General features: G+C 73.7%; 16 protein-coding genes. 10 read left to right on the top strand and 6 right to left on the bottom strand.

Annotated features, from left to right (window positions below; genetic code table 11):
• Positions 1-94: 94 nt before the first annotated feature.
• The 3 genes from J2S41_RS14665 (at position 95) to J2S41_RS14655 (ending at position 4,045) form a co-directional block, all read left to right on the top strand.
• Entirely contained in the window at positions 95-1,357 is a 1,263-nt protein-coding gene (locus tag J2S41_RS14665) for a glycosyltransferase (protein ID WP_310368080.1), read from the top strand.
• An 81-nt stretch (positions 1,358-1,438) separates the two neighbouring features.
• On the top strand, positions 1,439-2,308 hold the full coding sequence (locus J2S41_RS14660; protein WP_310368077.1) for a dioxygenase family protein: 870 nt from the start codon (positions 1,439-1,441) through the stop codon (positions 2,306-2,308).
• Positions 2,309-2,389: 81 nt separating this feature from the next.
• Positions 2,390-4,045 (top strand): cholesterol oxidase substrate-binding domain-containing protein, encoded by a 1,656-nt coding sequence (locus J2S41_RS14655; RefSeq protein WP_310368074.1) that lies wholly within the window; start codon positions 2,390-2,392, stop codon positions 4,043-4,045.
• On the opposite strand, the gene J2S41_RS14650 is transcribed toward J2S41_RS14655, so the two are convergent.
• On the bottom strand, positions 4,038-5,333 hold the full coding sequence (locus J2S41_RS14650) for a flavin-containing monooxygenase (RefSeq protein ID WP_310368070.1): 1,296 nt from the start codon (positions 5,331-5,333) through the stop codon (positions 4,038-4,040). The genes J2S41_RS14655 and J2S41_RS14650 overlap by 8 nt on opposite strands.
• 159 nt (positions 5,334-5,492) lie before the next feature.
• On the opposite strand from J2S41_RS14650, the gene J2S41_RS14645 reads away from it, so the two are divergent.
• From J2S41_RS14645 to J2S41_RS14630, 4 genes are all read left to right on the top strand, one after another.
• Entirely contained in the window at positions 5,493-6,653 is a 1,161-nt protein-coding gene (locus J2S41_RS14645; protein ID WP_310368067.1) for a tryptophan dimethylallyltransferase family protein, read from the top strand.
• Positions 6,654-6,773: 120 nt separating this feature from the next.
• On the top strand, positions 6,774-7,280 hold the full coding sequence (locus J2S41_RS14640; protein ID WP_310368064.1) for an acyl-CoA thioesterase: 507 nt from the start codon (positions 6,774-6,776) through the stop codon (positions 7,278-7,280).
• A 229-nt stretch (positions 7,281-7,509) separates the two neighbouring features.
• Positions 7,510-8,931: a hypothetical protein gene (locus J2S41_RS14635; protein WP_310368061.1), complete on the top strand. Its 1,422-nt coding sequence runs from the start codon at positions 7,510-7,512 to the stop codon at positions 8,929-8,931.
• Positions 8,932-9,068: 137 nt separating this feature from the next.
• A complete protein-coding gene (locus J2S41_RS14630) occupies positions 9,069-9,995 on the top strand; it encodes a L,D-transpeptidase family protein (RefSeq protein ID WP_310368058.1) in 927 nt (308 codons plus the stop codon).
• Here the strand turns inward: J2S41_RS14630 and J2S41_RS14625 are convergent.
• Together J2S41_RS14625 and J2S41_RS14620 are read right to left on the bottom strand one after the other, a co-directional pair.
• Positions 9,989-10,924 carry a serine hydrolase domain-containing protein gene (locus tag J2S41_RS14625; RefSeq protein WP_310368055.1) on the bottom strand — a complete coding sequence of 312 codons (936 nt, stop codon included), beginning with the start codon at positions 10,922-10,924 and terminating at the stop codon, positions 9,989-9,991. The genes J2S41_RS14630 and J2S41_RS14625 overlap by 7 nt on opposite strands.
• An 11-nt stretch (positions 10,925-10,935) precedes the next feature.
• Positions 10,936-13,722 carry an FAD-binding and (Fe-S)-binding domain-containing protein gene (locus J2S41_RS14620; RefSeq protein WP_310368052.1) on the bottom strand — a complete coding sequence of 929 codons (2,787 nt, stop codon included), beginning with the start codon at positions 13,720-13,722 and terminating at the stop codon, positions 10,936-10,938.
• 16 nt (positions 13,723-13,738) lie between these two features.
• Between J2S41_RS14620 and J2S41_RS14615 the strand changes: the two genes are divergently transcribed.
• Together J2S41_RS14615 and J2S41_RS14610 are read left to right on the top strand one after the other, a co-directional pair.
• Positions 13,739-14,401, top strand: coding sequence for a GntR family transcriptional regulator (locus J2S41_RS14615; protein ID WP_310368049.1), 663 nt, complete (start codon positions 13,739-13,741; stop codon positions 14,399-14,401).
• Positions 14,402-14,559: 158 nt separating this feature from the next.
• Complete coding sequence (locus tag J2S41_RS14610) at positions 14,560-15,771, top strand: nitric oxide synthase oxygenase (RefSeq protein WP_310368047.1); 1,212 nt, start codon at positions 14,560-14,562, stop codon at positions 15,769-15,771.
• On the opposite strand, the gene J2S41_RS14605 is transcribed toward J2S41_RS14610, so the two are convergent.
• Positions 15,766-16,311 (bottom strand): globin domain-containing protein, encoded by a 546-nt coding sequence (locus tag J2S41_RS14605; protein WP_310368045.1) that lies wholly within the window; start codon positions 16,309-16,311, stop codon positions 15,766-15,768. The genes J2S41_RS14610 and J2S41_RS14605 overlap by 6 nt on opposite strands.
• A 119-nt stretch (positions 16,312-16,430) precedes the next feature.
• Positions 16,431-16,844, bottom strand: coding sequence for a MarR family winged helix-turn-helix transcriptional regulator (locus J2S41_RS14600; protein WP_310368043.1), 414 nt, complete (start codon positions 16,842-16,844; stop codon positions 16,431-16,433).
• Positions 16,845-16,913: 69 nt separating this feature from the next.
• On the opposite strand from J2S41_RS14600, the gene J2S41_RS14595 reads away from it, so the two are divergent.
• Entirely contained in the window at positions 16,914-18,680 is a 1,767-nt protein-coding gene (locus J2S41_RS14595; RefSeq protein ID WP_310368042.1) for an ABC transporter ATP-binding protein, read from the top strand.
• Between the two features lie 657 nt (positions 18,681-19,337).
• Here J2S41_RS14595 and J2S41_RS14590 read toward each other — a convergent pair.
• The gene (locus tag J2S41_RS14590) at positions 19,338-20,423 is read right to left on the bottom strand and encodes a saccharopine dehydrogenase NADP-binding domain-containing protein (protein ID WP_310368040.1); all 1,086 of its coding nucleotides are present in this window, start codon (positions 20,421-20,423) and stop codon (positions 19,338-19,340) included.
• Positions 20,424-20,482 lie beyond the last annotated feature (59 nt).

Here is a 20,482-nt window from a genome sequence, read left to right as displayed (position 1 = left end):
CTTCGTGGTGAGGTGCCCCCGGGGCGGGTTATGAACAGACGGCGCCGGGACCGGTGGTGCTTGCGGTGGCCGGAGGATCGGGGGACAAAGGATCATGCGAATCGCCCTGCTCTGTGTCGGCAGTCGTGGTGATGTTCAGCCGATGGTGGCGCTGGGGGTCGCGCTGCGCCGGCGCGGGCACGACGTCGTGCTGGCCGTACCGTCGGATCTGGTGGGGTTCGCCCGGCGGGCGGGGCTGGACGCGGTCTCCGCCGGTGTGGACGCGCGTGAGTTCCTCCAGTCCGCGGAGGGGCAGCGTTGGCTGGCGGCGGGGGACTCGCGGCGCTACCTGACCGCGCTGGCCCGGCGGCGCGCGGAGGTGATCGGTGACGTGCAGGACGCGCTGATCGGGGCGGCGCGCGGCGCGGACGTGATCGTGGCCAGCCGGCTGGTCGAGGACGACGCGGCGGTGCTGGCCGAGCACGCGGGCGTGCCGCTGGTCTGCCTGCACTACGCGCCGTCGCGGCCGAACCGGGTCGTGCCGCCCTACTTCCTGACCGTCCGGCGGCTGCCCGCGCCGGTCACCGCGCTCGCCCACGAGGTGGCCGCACGCGTGCACTGGCGGGCGATCGCGTCCAGCGTCAACGCGCTGCGCGCCCGGCTCGGGCTGCGGCCGGTGCGCACGCCGACCGCGCCGCGCCTGGCCCGGGCCGGGACGGTGGAGATCCAGGCGTACAGCGCCGCGCTGGTGCCCCGAATCGCGGGCTGGGAGGCGTACCGTCCGATGGTGGGGTTCCTGGGGCTGGACGCGGGGACGCGGGAGCGGCTCGGTGAGCGCGGCGTGAGCCCGGACCTGGACCGGTGGCTCGACGACGGGGACCCGCCGGTCTACCTGGGGTTCGGCAGCATGCCGGCGGCCGATCCGGACCGGATGCTGGCCATGGTCCGCGGGCTGCCGGCGCGGGTGCTGGTCGGCGCCGGCTGGGACGTGCGGCCGAGCCGGGACCTGTTCGTCACCGGCGCGCTCGACCACGACGCGGTCCTGCCCCGCTGCCGCGCCGCGGTGCATCACGGCGGCGCGGGCACCACCGCGGCCGCGCTGCGCGCCGGGCTGCCCGCGCTGGTCTGCGCGGTCTTCGGCGACCAGCCGTTCTGGGGGACGCGGCTGCGCGCGCTCGGCGCGGGCGACTGGATGCGCTTCGCCGACCTGGACGCGCGCCGGCTGCACGACGGCGTCGCCCGGCTGCTGGCCCCGGAGCCGCGGGCGGCGGCGGCCCGGCTGGCCACCCGGCTCGCCGCGGAGGGCGGCGCGGCGGACCGCGCGGCCGAGCTGGTGGAGGCGCGCCTGACGGCGGGGTACGGCGGTCGCACAGGATGATCACAGGGAACGCTCAGGCCCCGCACGGACGCGGCCGTCAGGCTGGGGGCGGCACCCGATCGGCGGCGAGCGGAGGACGCGATGAGGCGCACGTACCAGGGCCGGGCCCTGCCCAGGCAGGACGAGGAGGTCATCGACCAGGGGCTCGGCTTCGACCTGGACACGCTGCTCGGGCGGCGGCGGATGCTGCGCGCGCTCGGGCTCGGCGCGGTCACGCTCGGGCTCGCGGCCTGCGGCGGCGGCTCGGACACGCCGAGCGCGACGGCCACGACCGGGGGCACGGGCACCGGCACCGGTACGGGGGAGATCGCGGACGAGACGGCCGGGCCGTACCCGGGGGACGGCTCCAACGGGCCGGACGTGCTGGAGCGGAGCGGCGTGGTCCGCTCCGACATCCGGACCAGCATCGGCCCCGGCGGCGCCACCGCGGAGGGCGTGCCGATGACGCTGGAACTCACCGTCCTGGACCTGGCCAACGGCGGCGCGCCGTTCGCCGGCACCGCGGTCTACGTGTGGCACTGCGACCGGGCCGGCGGCTACTCCATGTACAGCGACGGGCTGACCGGCGAGAACTACCTGCGCGGCGTGCAGCTCGCGGACGCGTCCGGCACGGTGCGCTTCACCAGCATCGTCCCGGCCTGCTACCCCGGCCGCTGGCCGCACGTCCACTTCGAGGTCTACCCGGACCAGGCGTCGATCGCCGACTCGGCGAACGTGATCGCCACGTCGCAGGTCGCGCTGCCGAGGGACGTCTGCGACACGGTCTTCCGGCAACCGGGGTACGAGGCGTCGGTGACCCACCTGGCCCGGCTGTCGCTGGAGTCGGACACGGTGTTCGGCGACGACGGCGGCGCGAGCCAGCTCGCCACCGTGACCGGCGACGTGGGCGGCGGGTTCACGGTCGCGCTGACGGTACGGGTGGACACCGGCACAAACCCGGCCGGGGCCTGATCCGGCGGGCACGGCGGACCATCACGACGAAACGGCCACGCAGCGAGCGGCGTCGATGGCACCGATCTATCGTCCTGCGTCATGGGGATGACTCGACGCACACTATTGACCGGATCGGCCGCGGCCGGTCTGATGTGGACACCGATCGGCCGGCTGGCGGACCCGGGCCCGGAGCCGCCCGGGTTCCCGGCGGACATTCCGCACGAGCGCCGCACCTACCTGAACTGGTCCGGCGAGACCGTCGCGGACGACGTGTGGACCGCCTCGCCGCGCACGCCCGCGGACGTGGTCACGCTGGCGAACTGGGCGCACGCGCGGGGCTGGCGGCTGCGCCCGCACGGGTTCCGGCACGGCTGGTCGCCGCTGACGCTGGCGCCCGGCGACGACGCGGACGTGGTGTTGCTGGACATGACCGCGCACCTCACCGCCATGTCGATGACCGCGGCGGACGAGGTGCGCGTGCAGGCCGGCGCGTCGATGGAGTCGCTGCTGACCTACCTGGAGGAGAAGGGGCGCGGCCTGGCGCACTGCCCGGCCCCGGGTGACCTGTCCGTCGGCGGCGTGCTCGCGATCGGCGGGCACGGCACCGCGGTCCCGGCGACCGGGGAGACGCGCGCGCCCGGCACCACGTACGGTTCGCTCAGCAACCTGGTCACCTCGGTCACCGCGGTCGTCTGGGACGGCTCGTCGTACGCGCTGCGCACGGTACCGCGGTCGGACCCGGACGCGGCCGCGCTGCTCACCGACCTGGGCGTGCTCTGCCTGGTGGAGGTGACCATGCGGGTCGGCGTGAACGCGAACCTGCGCTGCCTGAGCCGGGTCGACCTGGCCGCGTCCGAGCTGTTCGCCGCGCCCGGCACGGACGGGGACACGGTCGAGTCGTTCCTGGACCAGGCCGGGCGCATCGAGGTGATCTGGTTCGCGTTCACCACCCACCCGTGGCTGAAGGTGTGGAGCGTCGCGCCGACCCGGCCGCTGACCAGCCGGCCCGTCGTGGCGCCGTACAACTACCCGTTCTCCGACAACATCCCGCGGCCGGTGGCGGAGGTGGCCGGCGACATCCTGAGCGGCCAGTACTACCTGGCCCCGGTGCTCGGTCAGCTCCAGTACGACGCGACCGTCGCCGGGCTGACCGCCTCGGTCTCGGCGGACCTGTGGGGGCCGTCGAAGAACCTGCTGCTCTACATCAAGCCGACCACGCTGCGCGTCCACCCGAACGGGTACGCGGTGCTGACCCGGCGCGCGGACGTGCAGTGGGTGCTGCACGAGTTCGCCACCGAGTACGAGCGGCTGCTGAAGGCGTACGCCGCGGAGGGCCGGTTCCCGGTCAACGGCGCCGTGGAGATCCGGGTGACCGGCCTCGACGTCGCCGCCGACGCGGAGGTGCCGGGCGCGGAGCCGCCGCTGCTGTCCGCAGTGACGCCGCACCCGGGCTTCGACGCCGCGGTCTGGCTCGACGTGCTCACGCTGCCCGGCACCAGGGACGCGAACGCGTTCTACGCCGACCTGGAGGCCTTCTGCTACGCCGCGTTCAGCGGTGGGCGCGCGCTCACCCGGGTGGAGTGGTCCAAGGGCTGGGCGTACACGCCCGCGGCCCCGTGGACCAACCAGCCGCTGCTCACCCAGACGATCCCGGCCTCGTTCGGGCCGTCCTGGGACCGCGCGGTGTCCGAACTGTCCGCACTGGACCCGCACGGCGTGTTCCGCAACGGCTTCGTGGACGCGCTGTTCAGCTGACTCGGTCCGGTCGCAGCGACGCCGCGTAGGCGGCGAAGTCGACGTGGACGGTGCTGTACGGGTCGGCACCGTACTGACCGGCGATACCGGCGAGGTAGGCGGCGATCTCGCGGCGCATCGTGCTCGCGGACGGCAGCCGCACCTCGCCGGTCACCACGCCGGCGATCCAGCGGGACTGCAGCTCGACGATCCGGGTGATCGCGCCGACCGGGCGCACGATGCCGGCGAACATCAGGCCCGGCGAGTCGACCGCCACGATCCGCTGGTAGAGCCGCATGCGGCCGGTCGCGTCGCGGGGGCCGTGGCCGGGCAGGAACGGGAAGCGCGGTGCGTACCCGGTGCAGTAGATCACCGCGTCCACGTCATGGCTGGTGCCGTCCGTGAAGGTGACGCGCGGGCCGTCGAAGCCGGCGATCGCGGGTTTCGGCGTGATCAGGCCATGGCTGATCTGGCTCAGTATCGTGTCCGATATGGTCAGTCCGGCCGAGAACAGCTCGTGGTCCGGCTCGGGCAGGCCGTAGTCGGTCAGGTTGCCGTGGATCGTCCACAGCGTGCGCTGGATGAACGCGCGGGCGCCGTCCAGGCCGAGTTCGGCGTACCAGGGCTCGTCGGCTATCTCGTCGATCGGCACGCCGTAGAGCCGCTTCGGGGTCACGTGCATGCCGCGCCGGACGGACAGCAGCGTGGTCGCCGCGACCCTGGTCAGGTCGCCGGCCACGTCGACCGCGGACGAGCCGAAGCCGACCACCAGCACGCGCCGGCCCGCGAACCGGGCGCTGTCGTGGTAGTCGATCGTGTGCAGCACCTCGCCGGTGAAGCCCTCGTGACCCGACGGTACGCGTGGGTCCTGGTGCAGGCCGGAGGCGACCACGACGTGGCTGAACGTGCGGGTCGCCGGGGTGCCGCCGGAGTCTCGGGTGACCACGGTCCAGCGCCCGCCCGCATCCCGGCGCACCGAGTCCACGGTGGTGCCGGTCTCCACGTGGTCGAGCAGGCCGTGTTCCTTCGCGTACCCGCGCAGGTATTCGGTGAACTGCGCGTGGCTCGGATGCGTCGGGTGGTCCGCCGGCATCGGCGTGTCCGAGTAGCCGGTCAGCCGCTTGGACGTGTTCAGGTGCAGGCTCGCGTAGCCCGGCCCACGCCGGCCGGTGCCCGCCTGGCCCCACATGCCGCCGACCTCGTCCTCGCGCTCCACGCAGACGAACGGCACGCCCGCCCGGTCCAGTGCCCGGCAGACCGCGATGCCGGACAGTCCCGCGCCGATCACGCAGACTGAGTAATCAGTCATTTCCTCTCCCTCGCCGAAGCGGTTCCGAGCGGTCGTGTTCGGAGAGTATCGTCCTAGGTGGACTTGCGTAACTGTCTGAGCGCACGATCAGGTACTGATTGTGCCAAGACTCACGCGGAGGGTGACCGATCGCGCACGTCTGCGGCAGAATGCACCGTTATGCCGGAAAAGTCCAGCCGTGCGACCCCGGTACGGCATCAGCAGCTGTTCAGCTATCCACCCGACACCACCCACGCCGGTCTGCTCGCCGATCTCTGGAACCGCATCCGCACCGCCGCGTGGGAGGGCGGCGAGCGTGAGGACGTCCGCGCGCATCTGGCGGACATGCTGCACCCGTGGGCCCACCGTCCAATAGAGACGCGGCCGCACTATCCATCGTTCGTGTCCGCCGACGGCTTCCCCGCCGAGTTGTCGGTCAGCTGGCGCAAGGGCGTCACCGAGGTGCGCATCCTCTTCGAGCCGGTGGGCGCCGGCGCGGACGCGCGGGCCGCCCAGAACGCCGGGCGCGCCATGGTGCGCGCGCTCGCCACCCGCACCGGCGTCTCCATCGGCGGGTACGAGGCGGTCGAAGACCTGTTCACAGTGGACGACCCGCCCGCGTACCGCTCCGGGGTCTGGTTGTCGCTCGCCTGCGGGCCGGACACGCCACCGCACTTCAAGGTCTACCTCAACCCGTACGTCAACGGCGCCGGCCGGGAATGGGACACCGTCGGGCGCGCGATGGAGCGCCTCGGCCTGGCCCCCGCCTGGGCCCCGGTCGCCCATGACCGCGACGGCCTGGCCGCGACCGGCACCCATCTCGACTACGTCGCGCTCGACCTGGCCACCGGCGCCCAGGCCCGCGCGAAGATCTACTTCCGGCACCGCGGCACCGGCCTCGACGGCATCCACCGCCTCGGCGCCTTCGCCCGCAGCTACGACCCGGACCGCGCCGCGCACGCCGCCGCCGACCTCTACACCGGCCCGATCGCCAACGAACCGATGACCGGCCTCGCGTTCCGCGCCGGCCGGGACGGCGCCGACGAGGCCAACATCTACTTCCGCCTGCCCGGCACGGTCGACACCGACGCCACCGCGTCCGAGCGCATCGTCGCGCTGATGCACCGTGAGGGCGCCCCCACCGACGTCTACCGCCGCATCGCCGCCGCGGTCGCGCCCGCCCCCCTGCACACCACCGTCGGCCTCCACGAACTGGTCAGCTACCGCACCCGCGACGCCGGCCCCGCCGACATCGGCGTCTACTTCCGCCTCCCCGTACACGCCCCCGGGGCCGACGCCGTCCCCCGCCCGGGCCACGGCTGGCCCCGCGTACCCGCCTGACACGTCGGGGCCGGGGCCGGTGGCCCCGGCTCCCCGTTCCGAATTCCCGCCGCCGCGCGGACGTCCCCGGGCCAGGTGTCATGATCAAAGGGCACCTGGCACGACAGAACGGACGATCCGATGACTCACCCGGGCCTCGACGGCCGACCGCCGTCCGCGTCCGAGCTCACGCTCTCGCAGATCATGGACCAACACCACACCAACCTGATGGGTACGGTCCACGGCGGGCGCATCCTCAACCTGATCGACTCGGTCGCCGGTGTGGTCGCGGCCCGCCACTCCGACGGCCCCGCGGTCACCGCCGCCATCGACGAGACCGCGTTCCTGCGGGCCGTGCGCGTCGGCGACGTGGTCCACGTGCAGGCGCGGATCACCTGGGCCGGGCGCAGCTCGATGGAGGTGGCGGTGCGCTGCACGGCCGACCGCTGGGACCGTGCGGTGCCGCCGACCGTGGTGGCGACCGCGCACCTGGTCATGGTGGCCGTCGACGAGCAGGGCAAGCCGCGCCCCGTACCCCCGCTGACCCTCACCACGGACGACGAACGCCACGCCTTCCACCTCGCCGAGATCCGCCGCAAACACCGCCTCGCCCTCCGCGACGACCTCGCCGCCGCCGCCGCGGCCTGACCCCGCCCCTCTACCCCGCCCCTCTGCCCCGCCCCGCTGCCGCGCCCCGCTGCCGCGCCGATCTAGGGCGGATTCCGGTGGTTCGATCTCCGATCGCCTGAATCCGGCCTAGATCGGCGGTGAGGGGGTGCGGTGGGGCGGGGGGCGGGGGGGCGGTGAGGTGATCGATCGATGGCGCGTTATGGTGACGGGCCAACGTCACGGAACGGGGCCGGGGATGCTGGGAAATGTGCTGTGGAAGGTCGTCGGTAACCGCTTCGGAGCGGTCCTCATAGGGGTGCTGCTGATCGGGGTGTCGCTCACGGTTTTCGGTGGCGAGCCGACGTGTAGTGGTGACGTGATGTCGCGGGGTGACACCTGCACCACGATTCGCAAGGGGAACTCCACCACCAGGACGTACGACGAGCAGAAGGCCTACGAGGGCCGCACCCAGATGATCTTCATGGGTGCTGGGGCGTTGCTGCTGATCGGCGGCGTGATCGTGATCATCCGGCGGGCCGTGGGTGGCAAGGGCGGCTCCGGGACTGCGGGGGAGGGCGGCTTCCCGCCGGGGCAGCAGGGGCAACACCCGCAGCATGGGTACGGGCAGCAGGGCCTCGCGCAGCAGGGACTCGCGCAGCAGGGACTCGCGCAGCAGGGACTCGCGCAGCAGGGACTCGCGCAGCAGGGACTCGCGCAGCAGGGACTCGCGCAGCAGGGGTTCGCCCAGCAGGGACTCGCGCAGCAGGGGTTCGCGCAGCAGGGGTTCGCCCAGCAGGCTTATGCGCAGCGGGGGCAGCCGCATCAGGGGTTTCCGCAGCACGGTCACGGGCAGCAGGGGCAGCCGCATCAGGGGTTTCTGCAGCACGGTCACGCGCAGCAGGGCGGGTCTCACCATGGGTTTCCGCAGCAGCAGGGGCATCCGGAGCAGCAGGGGGCGCAGTACCCGGGTCCACAGCAGAGTGCTGGGCAGCAGGGATACCCGCAGTATTCAGTCGCACCGCAGCAGCAGGGATTCGCACAGCAGGGCGGGGTGTCGCAGCAGGGATACGCGCAGCAGCAGCAGCTGACGTCCCCGTATCCGCCGCAGAGCGCGGCGCAGCAGCAAGGGCACCCGCAGTATCCCGGGCCGCAGCAGCAAGGGCACCCGCAGTATCCGGGGCCGCAGCAGCAAGGGCACCCGCAGTATCCGGGGCCGCAGCAGCAAGGGCACCGGCAGTATCCGGGGCCGCAGCAGCAAGGGTTTCCGCAGCAACCGGTCGCGCTGCACCAGCAGGGCTTTCAGCAGCATGGATATCCGCAGCAGCTGACGCCGCCGTATCCGCCGGAGTACCCGGTCGCGCAGCAGCAGGCGGCGCCGTCATACCCACCGCAGTACCCGGCGCCACACCAGGGTGGCGGCCCGCAGCAGGGCGAGGGCGGGCAGCCTTCGGTCGCGTGGCAGCACCAGGTGGCGCCGCAGCACGCTGTAGCGCCGCAATATCCGCCGCGTCCCCCGGTTCCGAATCACGATGGGGCGCAGCAGGGGACCGCCCAGCAGCACGGACCCGCGGAGCAGCACGGACCCGCGGAGCAGCACGGACCCGCGGAGCAGCAGGGACCCGCTCAGCCCTACCCGCCGCGGTATCCGCATGAGTACCAGCCGCAGCCCGGGCCGCCGCCGGTGTTCTGATCGGTCGGCGTGCCGGGGACGGGGCGGCCGGAGACGGGTGGGCCGTGGAAGTTTGGGTCGGGGGGTCGAGCGGGATCGCCGTACCGGCTGGATCGTTTTTTGGGTTTGAAACGGCCCTGATCAGGGACAATGGGCCGATGACGGTGCGCGGAACGGTGCGGCGCGCGGTGGCGCTGGGGGTCGCGGTCGTGCTGGCGGCCGGATGTGGCACCGCCACCGATGCGCCGCTCGCGCAGCAGGCGACCGGCACGCCGACGGCGCCGGACGGCACGCCGAGCGGCACCGGGCCGCCGGCACCGACGGCGACCGCGCCGACGCGGGCCACACCGGCGCCGACGCCGACCGGATGGCCGACCGGACTGCCGACCGTGCCGACGGCCTCCGCGCCGGCACCCACGATGAGCGGGATTCCCACGCCGGGCTCGACGGGCACGCCGACGCCTACCGGCATTCCCACGGCGGGCGCCGACGGCACGCTGACGCGTGGCGAGTCGGGGCCGGAGATCCTCGTGCTGCAGCAGCGGCTGGATGCGCTGGGCTACTGGAACGGGCCGGCCGACGGGAAGTTCGGGCCGCTCACGTTGCAGGCGGTGTACGCGGCGCAGAAGGCGGCGGGACTGGAGCGCACCGGGCGGGCCGACCCGGCGCTGATGAGCGCGCTGGCCGGTGGCGTCCGGCCGGGCGCGCGGAGCAGCAAGGGGCACCGGGTCGAGATCGACCTGGCGAGGCAACTGCTGATGCTGGTCGACGACGGCACCGTCACGCGGATCTTCAACACGTCGACCGGCTCCAACGAGTATTACCGCTACCAGGGCCGGCGCTATCTCGCGGACACGCCGGCCGGCCGGTTCCGGGTGGGGCGGGAGATCGACGCGTGGCGGTACGGGCCGCTCGGCCCGCTGTACCGGCCGAAGTACTTCAACGGCGGGATCGCGGTGCACGGGGCGCCGAGCGTGCCCCCGGAACCGGCCTCGCACGGCTGCGCGCGGCTGACGATCGCGGCGATGGACTGGGTCTGGGCGAACGGGCAGATGCCGGTCGGTACGCCGGTCTGGGTCTACTGAGGGTGGCGAGGAACGGGGTGCAGCGCGGGCAGCGCGACCTCGTGCAGCGCGTGGTGCGGGACGCGCCACTGCTCGGGGTCGTCGTAGGCGCCCGCGGTGACCGCCACGACCGCGTCCCGGTCCGGCAGGACGAACAGGCGCTGGCCGCCGTTGCCGGCCGCGTAGACGGTGCGGTCGCCGAGGTACCACTGGTAGCCGTACCGGTCGCCCCACTCGACCTCCAGGCGCGGCTCCAGCATCGCGGCGAGCCACGACGGCGGCACCAGGTCCTCGCCGCCGGTCAGCACCAGCGTGCCGATCCGGGCCAGGTCGCGGGGCGTGAGGCGGAGCCCGGACGCGGCGGAGTGGACGCCGTCCTGCGCGGTCATCCACTCGAACGTGTCGATGCCGAGCGGGCCGAACAGCCGCTCCCGCGCGAAGTCGGCGAGTGACCGCCCGGTGCCGGCCGTGATCAGGTGGCCGATCAGCGCGGACGCGCCGCCGCAGTAGACCCACCGCTCGCCGGGCGCGGTCACCACCGGGCGGGAGAGGACGTAGCGGTTGCGGTCCGGTGCCAGCTCCATGGCGATCTCGCCGTTGGACGGATCGGAGTAGGGGATCTCCTCGCGCCACTCCAGGCCGAGCGACATGGTCAGCGCGTGCGCCACGGTCAGCCGCGCCCGGGCCGGGTCGGCGGCGAGGTCCGGGTACTCCGGGAAGGACGCCAGCAGCGGCGCGGACGGCTCCGGCACCCGGCCGTCGGCGAGCGCGATGCCGTACAGCAGCGCGACCACGCTCTTCGTCACCGAGCGCACGTCGTGCGGGGTGCCGGCGTCGAAGACCACGTGGCCGAGCGGCCGGTCCCAGGTGAAGTCCTCGCCCGCGCCGTACCGCTCCAGGACGACCTCGCCGTGCTGGACGACCACCAGGCCGTGCAGAGATCCGGTCATGCCGTCCAGTATCACCGGTCCAGCAGCTGCGCGAGGTGCACGGCGGGCCGGTCACGCAGGTCGGCGACCTGCGTGCGGCAGGAAAATCCGTCCGCGAGGACCACCGCGTCCGGGGCGGCGTCCAGCGCGGGCAGCAGGTTCTGCTCGGCCACCGCGACGGACACCTCGTAGTGGCCGATCTCCACGCCGAAGTTGCCGGCCAGGCCGCAGCAGCCGGCCAGCCGCCGGACCGTGGCGCCGCTCGCGGCGAGCAGGTCCGCGTCCGTCTTCCAGCCGAGCACGGCGTGGTGGTGACAGTGCGGCTGCGCGACGACCTGCACGCCGGACAGGTCCGGCGGCGTCCAGCCGGGCGTCCGGGACAGCAGCTCGGCGAGGGTTTTGACGGATCCGGCCACGGCCTCCGCGTCGGCGTCGCCGGGAAGCAGCTCGCGCACGTCGGAGCGGAGCACGGCGGTGCAGGACGGCTCGATGCCGACGATCGGCACGCCGGCCCGGGCGTCAGGGGCCAGCGCGGCCACGGTACGGGCGAGGATCTTCTTCGCCGAGTCCAGCTGCCCGGTGGTGATCCAGGTCAGGCCGCAGCACACCGGCCCGGACGGCAGCCGCGGCTCGTATCCGGCGGCGCGCAGCACCCGTACCGTGGCGTCCGCGACCTCCGGGGAGAACGCGTCCGAGAACGAGTCCGCGAACAGGACGACCGGCTTCCCCGGGGTGGCCGCGGGCCTGAAGGTGCGGCGGAACGGGCGGCGCGCGAACGCGGGCACCGACCGCCGTCCGTCCACGCCGGCCAGCCACAGCGCGGCCCGCCCGATCAGCGGCAGCCGCACGCCCAGGTTCGCCAGGCGCGGCATCCACCCGGCCAGCCGCGCCCACATCGGCAGCTTGCCCAGCGTGTAGTGCGAGCGCGGGCGCAGCCGCCCCCGGTACGTCTGGTGCAGCACCTCGGACTTGTAGGTGGCCATGTCGATGCCGGTCGGGCAGTCGGACGCGCACCCCTTGCAGGACAGGCACAGGTCCATGGCGTCGTGCACGGACGGGTCCGACCAGGACAGCTCGCCGCGCACCACCTCCTGCAGCACCCGGGCCCGGCCGCGGGTGGAGTCCTTCTCCTCGCGCGTCGCCAGGTACGACGGGCACATCACGCCGCCGGCCGCGGAGTTGTCCGCCCGGCACTTGCCCACGCCGGTGCACCGGTGCACGGCCTGGCCGAGGTCGCCGTCGTCGTGCGGGTACGCCATCGCGAGCCCGGCCAGCGGGAACCGGCCGGCCGGGCGCACGTCCGCGTCGATCGGGTCCGGGTCGACCAGCACGCCCGGGTTGAGCAGGTTCTCCGGGTCGAACGCGGCCTTGACGCCGGCGAACAGCGCGATCGCGTCCGCCGAGTACATGTGCGGCAGCAGCTCCGAGCGGGCCCGCCCGTCGCCGTGCTCGCCGGAGAGCGAGCCGCCGAACTCGCCGACCAGCTTCGCCGCGTCGGTCAGGAACTCGCGCATGATCTTCGTGCCGCCGGGCTCGTCGAGCGGGAGGTCGAGCCGCACGTGCATGCAGCCGTCGCCGAAGTGGCCGAACGGCGCCGAGGTCATGTGGTACGCCGCGACCAACTCGTCGAACCGGGCCAGGTACGCACCCAGCCTCTCCGGCGGCACGGCCGCGTCCTCCCAGCCGGGCCAGGCCGGTTTCTCCGACGGCGCGCGGCCGGCCAGCCCGGCGCCGTCCTCGCGGATGCGCCACAGCCGCGACTGCGTGGCCGGGTCGGTGACCACCAGCGCGTCCGCGCCGATGCCGTCCGCGGCCAGCCGCCGGGCGCGGGACTCGACCTCGCCGGCGTCGTCGCCGGCCAGCTCCACGAACAGCCAGGCACCGCCGGCCGGCAGCGGCGGCACCGCGTCCGGCCCGCGGCGGGCGCGCAGCACGTCCAGCAATCGCGAGTCCAGGCCCTCGCACGAGGTCGGGCCGTGCGCGACCACGGCCGGGGCGGCCTCGCCGGCCGCGACGATGTCCGGGAAGCCGAGCACGACCACCACCCGGACCGGCGCGTCCACCACCAGCCGCACGGTCGCCCGGGTGATCACCGCGAGCGTGCCCTCGGAGCCGACCAGCGCGCGGGTCAGGTCGAAGCGCTCCGGCAGCAGATGCTGCACGGCGTAGCCGGAGACCTGCCGGCCGAACCGGTCGAACTCGGTGCGCGCGGTGGCGAGGTGCCGCCCCACGGTGCGCCGGAGGTCCGCGAGCACCGGCTCCGCGCCCCGGGCGAAGGGTGCGCCGCTCTCGTCGTACCCCGTGACGAGTTCTTGACCTGAGGCCGTCAGCAGCGTGAGGCCGGCCACGTTGTCGGAGGTGCGGCCGTAGGCGAGCGACCGCGAGCCGCACGCGTTGTTGCCGACCATGCCGCCGATCGTGCACCGCGGGTGGGTCGACGGGTCCGGGCCGAAGCGCACGCCGTGTGGTGTCGCCGCCCGTTGCAGGACCGCGTGCACGGTGCCGGGCTCGACCACCGCGGTCCGCGCCTCCGGGTCGACGGAGAGCACGCGATTGAGGTGGCGGGAGAAGTCCAGCACGATGCCGCGCCCGACCGCGTTGCCGGCCACGGACGTGCCGGCGCCGCGCGAGGTGAGCGGCGTGCCGGTGGCACGGGCGACCTCGAGCGCGGCGGCGACCTCGTCGGTGTGCCGCGGGCGGACCACGGCGAGCGGCGGGATGCGGTAGAGCGAGGCGTCGGACGCGTACATCCCGCGCGTGCCGGCATCGGCGCGCACCTCGAGGCCGGCCCGCTGCAATGCCGTCACCACGTCAGTCATAAGTAACATGTTACTCGTGCCCCAGCTCAGCCTGCCGCCAGCGGCCCCCACGCTCGCCGACGCGGTCGCCCGCGCGGTCCGGGACGGCGTCGCCGCCGGTGAGCTGGTGCCGGACGTGACCTACTCCGTGTATCAGCTGGCGGAGCTGCTCGGCGTGTCCCGCAGCCCGGTCCGCGAGGGCCTGCTGCGGCTGGCCGAGGCCGGCCTGATCGAGATCCGGCGCAACCGCGGCTTCCGCGTGCTGCCGCCGCGCGCCGCGGACGTCGAGGAGATCATCGGCATCCGGCTCGCGCTGGAGCCGCCCGCCGCCCGGCGTGCGGCCACGCACGGCAGCGACGCGCAGCACGCCGCGATCCGGTCGTCGCTGGCGGCCATGGCGGTCGCGCTCGCCGGCGGCGACGAGGCCGCGTTCTGGGCCGCGGACCGGGAACTGCACGACCGGCTGCTGCGGGCGGCCGGGAAGCCGCGCACCGCCGCGATCATCGACGGGTTGCGCACCACCACCGCGCTGCTCGGCCCGCCCACCACGGCAAGCGGCCGCACGCTCGCCCGAATCCACGCCGAGCACGAGCCGGTGGTCGCGGCCGTGCTGGCCCGCGACGGCGACGCCGCGTGCGACGCCATGCGCGCGCATCTGCTGGCGACCGGCGAACTACTGGTCCGAAATCTGCGCGACTGATCAGTCGCAATAGGACCGAGCCGTTCAAAAGGGACATGCTCCGAGTGGTGTTACCGCTACGTTTCGTGGGAAATTATCGCCCGCTTGACGGTAAAGTGCCGGAAATTTACGATCTTCATCGCTCTTAACACGATCTATTGCGGGACGGTGGAAGAGACGTGGGCACACCCGGCTATCGGGATCATCCCGTTGCGGACTGGGATCGGGACGCACCGACGGACTGGGACGAGGCCGAGGAGTTCCTGCGGCAGTACCACGCGGAGAACCCCGGGGTGGGCGACGTGACGGCCCGGCTCGCCGAGGTGCGGGCGGAGATCGCGGCCACCGGCACGTACGAGCACACCCTGGACGAGGTCACCTACGGCGCGAAGCTGGCCTGGCGCAACGCCAGCCGCTGCATCGGCCGGCTCTACTGGCGCAGCCTGCACGTGCTGGACCGGCGGTCGGCCACCACGCCGCACGAGATCTACGCGGGGCTGGTGCGGCACCTGGAGATAGCCAGCGGCACCGACGTGCGCCCCGGCTCGCGGGCCGTGCGGCGCGGCGCGGTCCGCCCGGTGCTCAGCGTGTTCGCGCCGGCGAAGCCGGGCCGGCCGTTCGCTCGGGTGTGGAACGACCAGCTCATCCGGTACGCCGGCTACCGCATGCCGGACGGTGCGACGCTCGGCGACCCGGCGCAGGTGGACTTCACCGAGTCGATGGAGCTGCTCGGCTGGAAGGGCCAGAAGACGCCGTTCGACGTGCTGCCGTTGCTGGTGGAGACGCCGGAGCACGGCATGCACATGTACGACCTGCCGCAGAACGTGGTGCTCGAGGTGCCGCTCACCCACCCCGAGTTCGGCTGGTTCGCCGAGCTGGGCCTGCGCTGGTACGCCGTGCCCGCCATCGCGAACCAGCGGCTGCGCATCGGCGGCGTCGACTACCCGCTGGCGCCGTTCAACGGCTGGTACATGGGCACCGAGATCGGCGCCCGGAACCTGGCCGACGCCGACCGGTACAACCTGCTCCCGGTGGTCGCGGACCGGCTGGGCCTGGACACCAGCTCGGAGACGACGCTGTGGCGCGACCGCGCGCTGGTCGAGCTGAACCGCGCGGTGCTGCACTCCTACGAGCGGGCGGGCGTGAAGATCACCGACCATCACACCGAGGCCGCCCGGTTCCTCGAGCACATACGCCGGGAGCAGCGCGCCGGCCGCGAGGTGCCGGCCGACTGGAGCTGGATCGTGCCGCCGATGTCGGGCGCCGCCACGCCGGTCTTCCACCGCTACTACCACGAGGCCGACCAGCGGCCGAACTTCTACCTGGACGAGGAGGCGCGGCTGCTCGCCCGCTACGGCCACTTCCGGGCGAGCATGCCGCTGCGTTCATGACCTCAGGTGTCCCGGCCGCCCCGCCGCGCTGAGCATGTGGGCGGCCATCCAGTCGTAGACCCAGATCCACGCCGAACTCGTGGACGAGGACCAGTCGTCCGAGATGTCGCCGACCGCGCGGACGAGCGCGTGCCCCACGTACGGGTAGTGCTCCGGGCGGACACCGAGGCGGTCGGCGTGGTGCGCGCCGAGCCGGTGCAGCGCCCGCTCCATCTGCCCGGCGTACCGCTCCGGCTCGACGAGCGCGCGGATGCCGTCGAGCAACGCGCGGCACAGCCGCTCGTTCTGCGCCGTCATGTCCTCGGGGAACATCGAGCGCACGCCGGGGGCCAGCGCGAACAGGTGACGGTAGAACGCCTCCGCCAGGGCGACCGGCCGGTCGGCCACCTTCTCGGCGGTGCGCTGCACGATCTGCATGGCCTCGGCGGTCGGCCGGCGATTGTCGCCGAGGCTGCCGGACGGCCCGTGGGTGGTGCCCGCCGAGTAGACGGCGCCCGTGGTGCGGCCCAGGTCTCCGGATGCGGCTCCGAAATCGATCACCGATGCACTATAACGTCCGGTCTCGATAGGTTGTGCAACCGTACATGGAGATTGTCCGAAACCAGGCCTCACCAGGAGCTTCGTGGGCTGCCGGGGTGTCTACCGTGGACGAGAATCGGTCAGAGCAGCGTGCGCAGGATGCGGGCGAGCGCCTCCCGGTCCGGCTGGGGCAGCGCGCCGAACAGCCGGTCGGCCTCGGCCAGGCGGGCGGCGCGGATCGCCTCGCCGGCCGCGATGCCGGCCTCGGTGGGGGAGACCAGCGTGGCGCGGCGGTCGTCCGGGTCGGGGCGGCGGGTGGCGTACCCCAGCGCCTCCAGGTCGTCGATCACCTCGGTCGCGGAGCGCGGCGCGATGCGCAGGTGCTCGGCGACCGCGTTGAGCCGCAGCGACCCGTGGTGCATCAGCACGCCCAGCGCCCGCGACTGGCTCGGCGTGATCGCGAACGGCGCCAGCGTCTCGCGGCTCTGGTGGCGCAGCCGGCGGGCGACCGCCCAGAACAGCTCGGGAAGCGACTCGGACTCGGCGGGCGGCACGCGGAATAGCATAGCGGCACATGCGGTTGTAGCCTCATGATGAGGTAACCTCAGTAATAGGGAGACCGCGTGCCGAGAGATCACCACAAACCCACCGAGGCCGAGAGGGCCCAGGCGCGCGCCGTGTCGCTGCGCCGCATCGCCGCCTTGTTCACCCCGCACCGCGGGTCGCTCGCGATCGTCACCGCGATCATCGTGGTCGCCGCGATCGTCGGGATGGCGTCGCCGTTCCTGCTCCGCGAGGTCATCGACGTCGCGCTCCCCGAGCAGGACCTCACGCTGCTGTCCTGGCTGGTCGCCGGCATGATCGTGGTCGCGGTGGTGACCGCCGCGCTCGGCGTGGTGCAGACCTGGATCTCCACCCGGGTCGGCCAGGAGGTCATGCACCGGCTGCGCGTGGACGTCTTCACCCACCTGCAGCGGCAGTCCGTCGGGTTCTTCACGCGCACCCGTACCGGCGAGGTGCAGTCCCGGATCACCAACGACATCGGCGGCATGGAGACCGTGGTGACCAACACCGCGACCGGCATCGCCTCCAACCTGACCACCGCGGTCGCCACCGTGGTCGCGATGATCGCGCTGTCCTGGCAGCTGTCCCTGGCGTCGCTGATCGTGCTGCCGCCCGCGATCTACCTGACCCGCAAGGTCGCCGGCATGCGCCGCGAGATCGTCGCCCAGCGCCAGCGCGAACTGGCCGATCTCAACGTCACCATCGAGGAGGGCCTGTCGGTCAGCGGCGTGCGGCTGAGCAAGACCATGGGCGCGGGCGCGAACCAGATCGCCCGCTTCACCGCGTCCTCCGAGCGCCTGATCGACCTGGAGCTGCGCTCCGAGCTGGCCGGCCGCTGGCGGATGGCACTGCTCAGCATCATCTTCGCGGTGATCCCGGCGCTCATCTACCTCTCCGCGGGCCTGCCCGGCACCGCCGGCGCGATCAGCATCGGCACGCTCGTCGCCTTCACCGCGCTGCAGAACGGTCTGTTCCGGCCGCTGCTGGGCCTGCTCAGCGTCGGCGTGCAGATCACCAGCTCGCTGGCGCTGTTCGCCCGCATCTTCGAGTATCTGGACCTGCCGATCGAGGTCGCGGACCCGGTGCACCCGCGGCGCCTGGACGACCCGCGCGGCCACCTGCGCCTGGAGGACGTCACGTTCTCGTACCCGGGCAGCGACACCGCGGCCGTGGCCGGCGTGACGCTCGACGTGCCCGCCGGCAGCAGCCTCGCGCTGGTCGGCGAGACCGGCTCCGGCAAGAGCACCATCGCCGCGCTGATCGCCCGCCTGCACGACCCGGACTCCGGCCGCGTCACCGTCGACGGCGTGGACGTGCGCGACCTGCGGCTCGACGACCTCGCCGGCATCGTCGGCGTGGTCAGCCAGGAGACCTACCTGCTGCACACCACGATCCGGGAGAACCTGCGCTACGCGAAGCCGGACGCCACCGACGCGGAGTTGGAGGCCGCCGCCCGCGCCGCGCGGATCCACGACCACATCCAGAGCCTGCCGGACGGCTACGACACCGTGGTCGGCTCCCGCGGATACCGCTTCTCCGGCGGCGAGCAGCAGCGCATCGCGATCGCCCGCACCCTGCTGCGCGACCCTCGCATCCTGGTCCTCGACGAGGCCACGTCCGCACTGGACACCGAGACCGAGCGCGCGGTGCAGCGCGCCTTCGACACGCTCGCCCAGGGCCGCACCACCATCACCATCGCCCACCGCCTCTCCACCATCCGCGACGCCGACCAGATCGCGGTGGTCGACCACGGCCGCATCGCCGAACTCGGCACCCACGACGGCCTGGTCGCCTCGAACGGCCGCTACGCGGCCCTGGCCGCATAAACCTTCCGCTCCACCCGCTTCCGGCGGGTTCCGTTCCGCATGCTCCCGCGGGCACCGGTCGGTCGCTGACCGACCTCCCTGCGGGATCCGAGGCCACTCACCTCGAACCCCGCCCCGTCCCCGGCGCGGGTCCAGCGCTGCGCACCCGACGCTCCCGCGGTGGCCGGCCGCCGCCGTGCGGTCTCGGTGGCGCTGTGACCGGCGCAGCGCCACGCGCCCGGCACGCCCTTGCCGCCGCGCGGGTTCGGCGCCGCCACCGCCGCGCGGGACGTCCTGGCCGTCGCCAGGCCCCGCACGCCCGCTCACCGTCGGCCACAAGCTGCCGGGCTCCGCGCTCCGCGCGAAGCCCGCCGACCGGCGATGAGCCGCGGCCGCTCGCCGCCCGCGCGAGGTAGCCGCGTTTCGCCCGAGGCCCGCCGGCCAGCGGTGAGCCGTGGCCGCACCGGCGGCGGACGGTCCCGCGCTCTCTCGTGGGGCGGCCGGCCCGGGAGCGAGAGCCTGTATCGACGTGGGGGTCGGGGCGAGGCGAGGTGCAGGTGCCGTCCGGGTGTGCGGCGCGGACGTCCGCATATCGGTGTTGTCTGTGGGCTTTCGCGCCGTGCGGCCGGGCGGCGCCCGGGCCACACCGCAGCCCGCATCCCACGTCGATACAGGCTCCTAGGCGGTGACCGGGTGGTCCAGGAGGAACTCGCCGCCGCAGGATTCGGCCAGGGACGGGCCGAAGAGGGCGGCGGGGGTGTGGGCGCCGGGGCGGCCCTCGCCGGCGAGGAGGCGGCGGGTGACCTCGGCGGGGACGGCGCCGGTGTAGGCCTGGGCGTCGCCGAGGCGGAGCCAGCCCTCGCGGACCGTGCCGTCGGCCCAGCGGACGCGCGCGTGACCCCAGGAGTGCGCGCGTGAGGCGGGGCGGGCGCCGAACCGTACCCGGGCGAAGCGGCGGATCGCGAACGTGCGCAGCGGCGCGAACTCCAGCAGCACGGACGCGAGCGGCAGCACGTGCCGGAGCGGGGCCGCCTCGCTGGACGCGGCGACCACCTCGGGGGCGCCGCTGGCGCGCTGGGCCGCGATCAGCTCGCCGAGCGGCATGCCGACCGTGACCACGCGGGACCCGTCCGGCAGCGTCAGCGGGGTGGCGTCGCCGCCGAGCCGGGCCGGGGCCGGGCGTCCGCGCCGGTAGCGGCGGCCCTGGAAGCGCCGGCCGCCCTCGAAGCCGGGCAGACCGTCGAGCATGGTGGCGGCCAGCGCGTCGCCGAGTTCGCCCGCCTCCATCGCCAGCGACGGGACCATGTCGACCCGTACCTCGGCGGCGGGGGGCCGGTCCGCGCAGAGCGCGACGACCACGCTCTCGGTGGCGGTGACGCCGAATCCGGCGCCGGTCACCACACTGCGGCCGGCCGTGGTCGCGCGCGCGTCCAGCGCCAGCGTCGTGGCCAGCGCGGACACCTCGTTGGCGAGGTCGACGTAGTGCGCGCCGGCGTCCAGGCAGGCGTGCGCGATCGGCGTCGCGGTCGCGCGGAACGGGCCGACCGTGTTGATCACGGCGACCGGCCGCTGCCGCCGGATCTCCTCGCCGGCCGCGGTCACCGAGGCGGCGACCACCGTGCGGGCGCCGCCGATCCGGTCCGCGGCCTCGGCCAGGCGGGCGGCGTCGCGGCCCACCAGGACCGGCGTGAGCCCGCGGCTCACCAACTCGGTCGTGACCGCCCGCCCGCTGCGGCCGGTGGCACCCAGGACCCAGGTCTCCATGCGCGTCTCCACTTCGTGATGACATGACGTGTCATGACCGTACCCCGTGATGGCACGTC

Source organism: Catenuloplanes atrovinosus (assembly GCF_031458235.1).
In the GTDB taxonomy this organism is placed as follows: domain Bacteria; phylum Actinomycetota; class Actinomycetes; order Mycobacteriales; family Micromonosporaceae; genus Catenuloplanes; species Catenuloplanes atrovinosus.
This window is presented reverse-complemented; position numbering and strand designations above follow the sequence as displayed.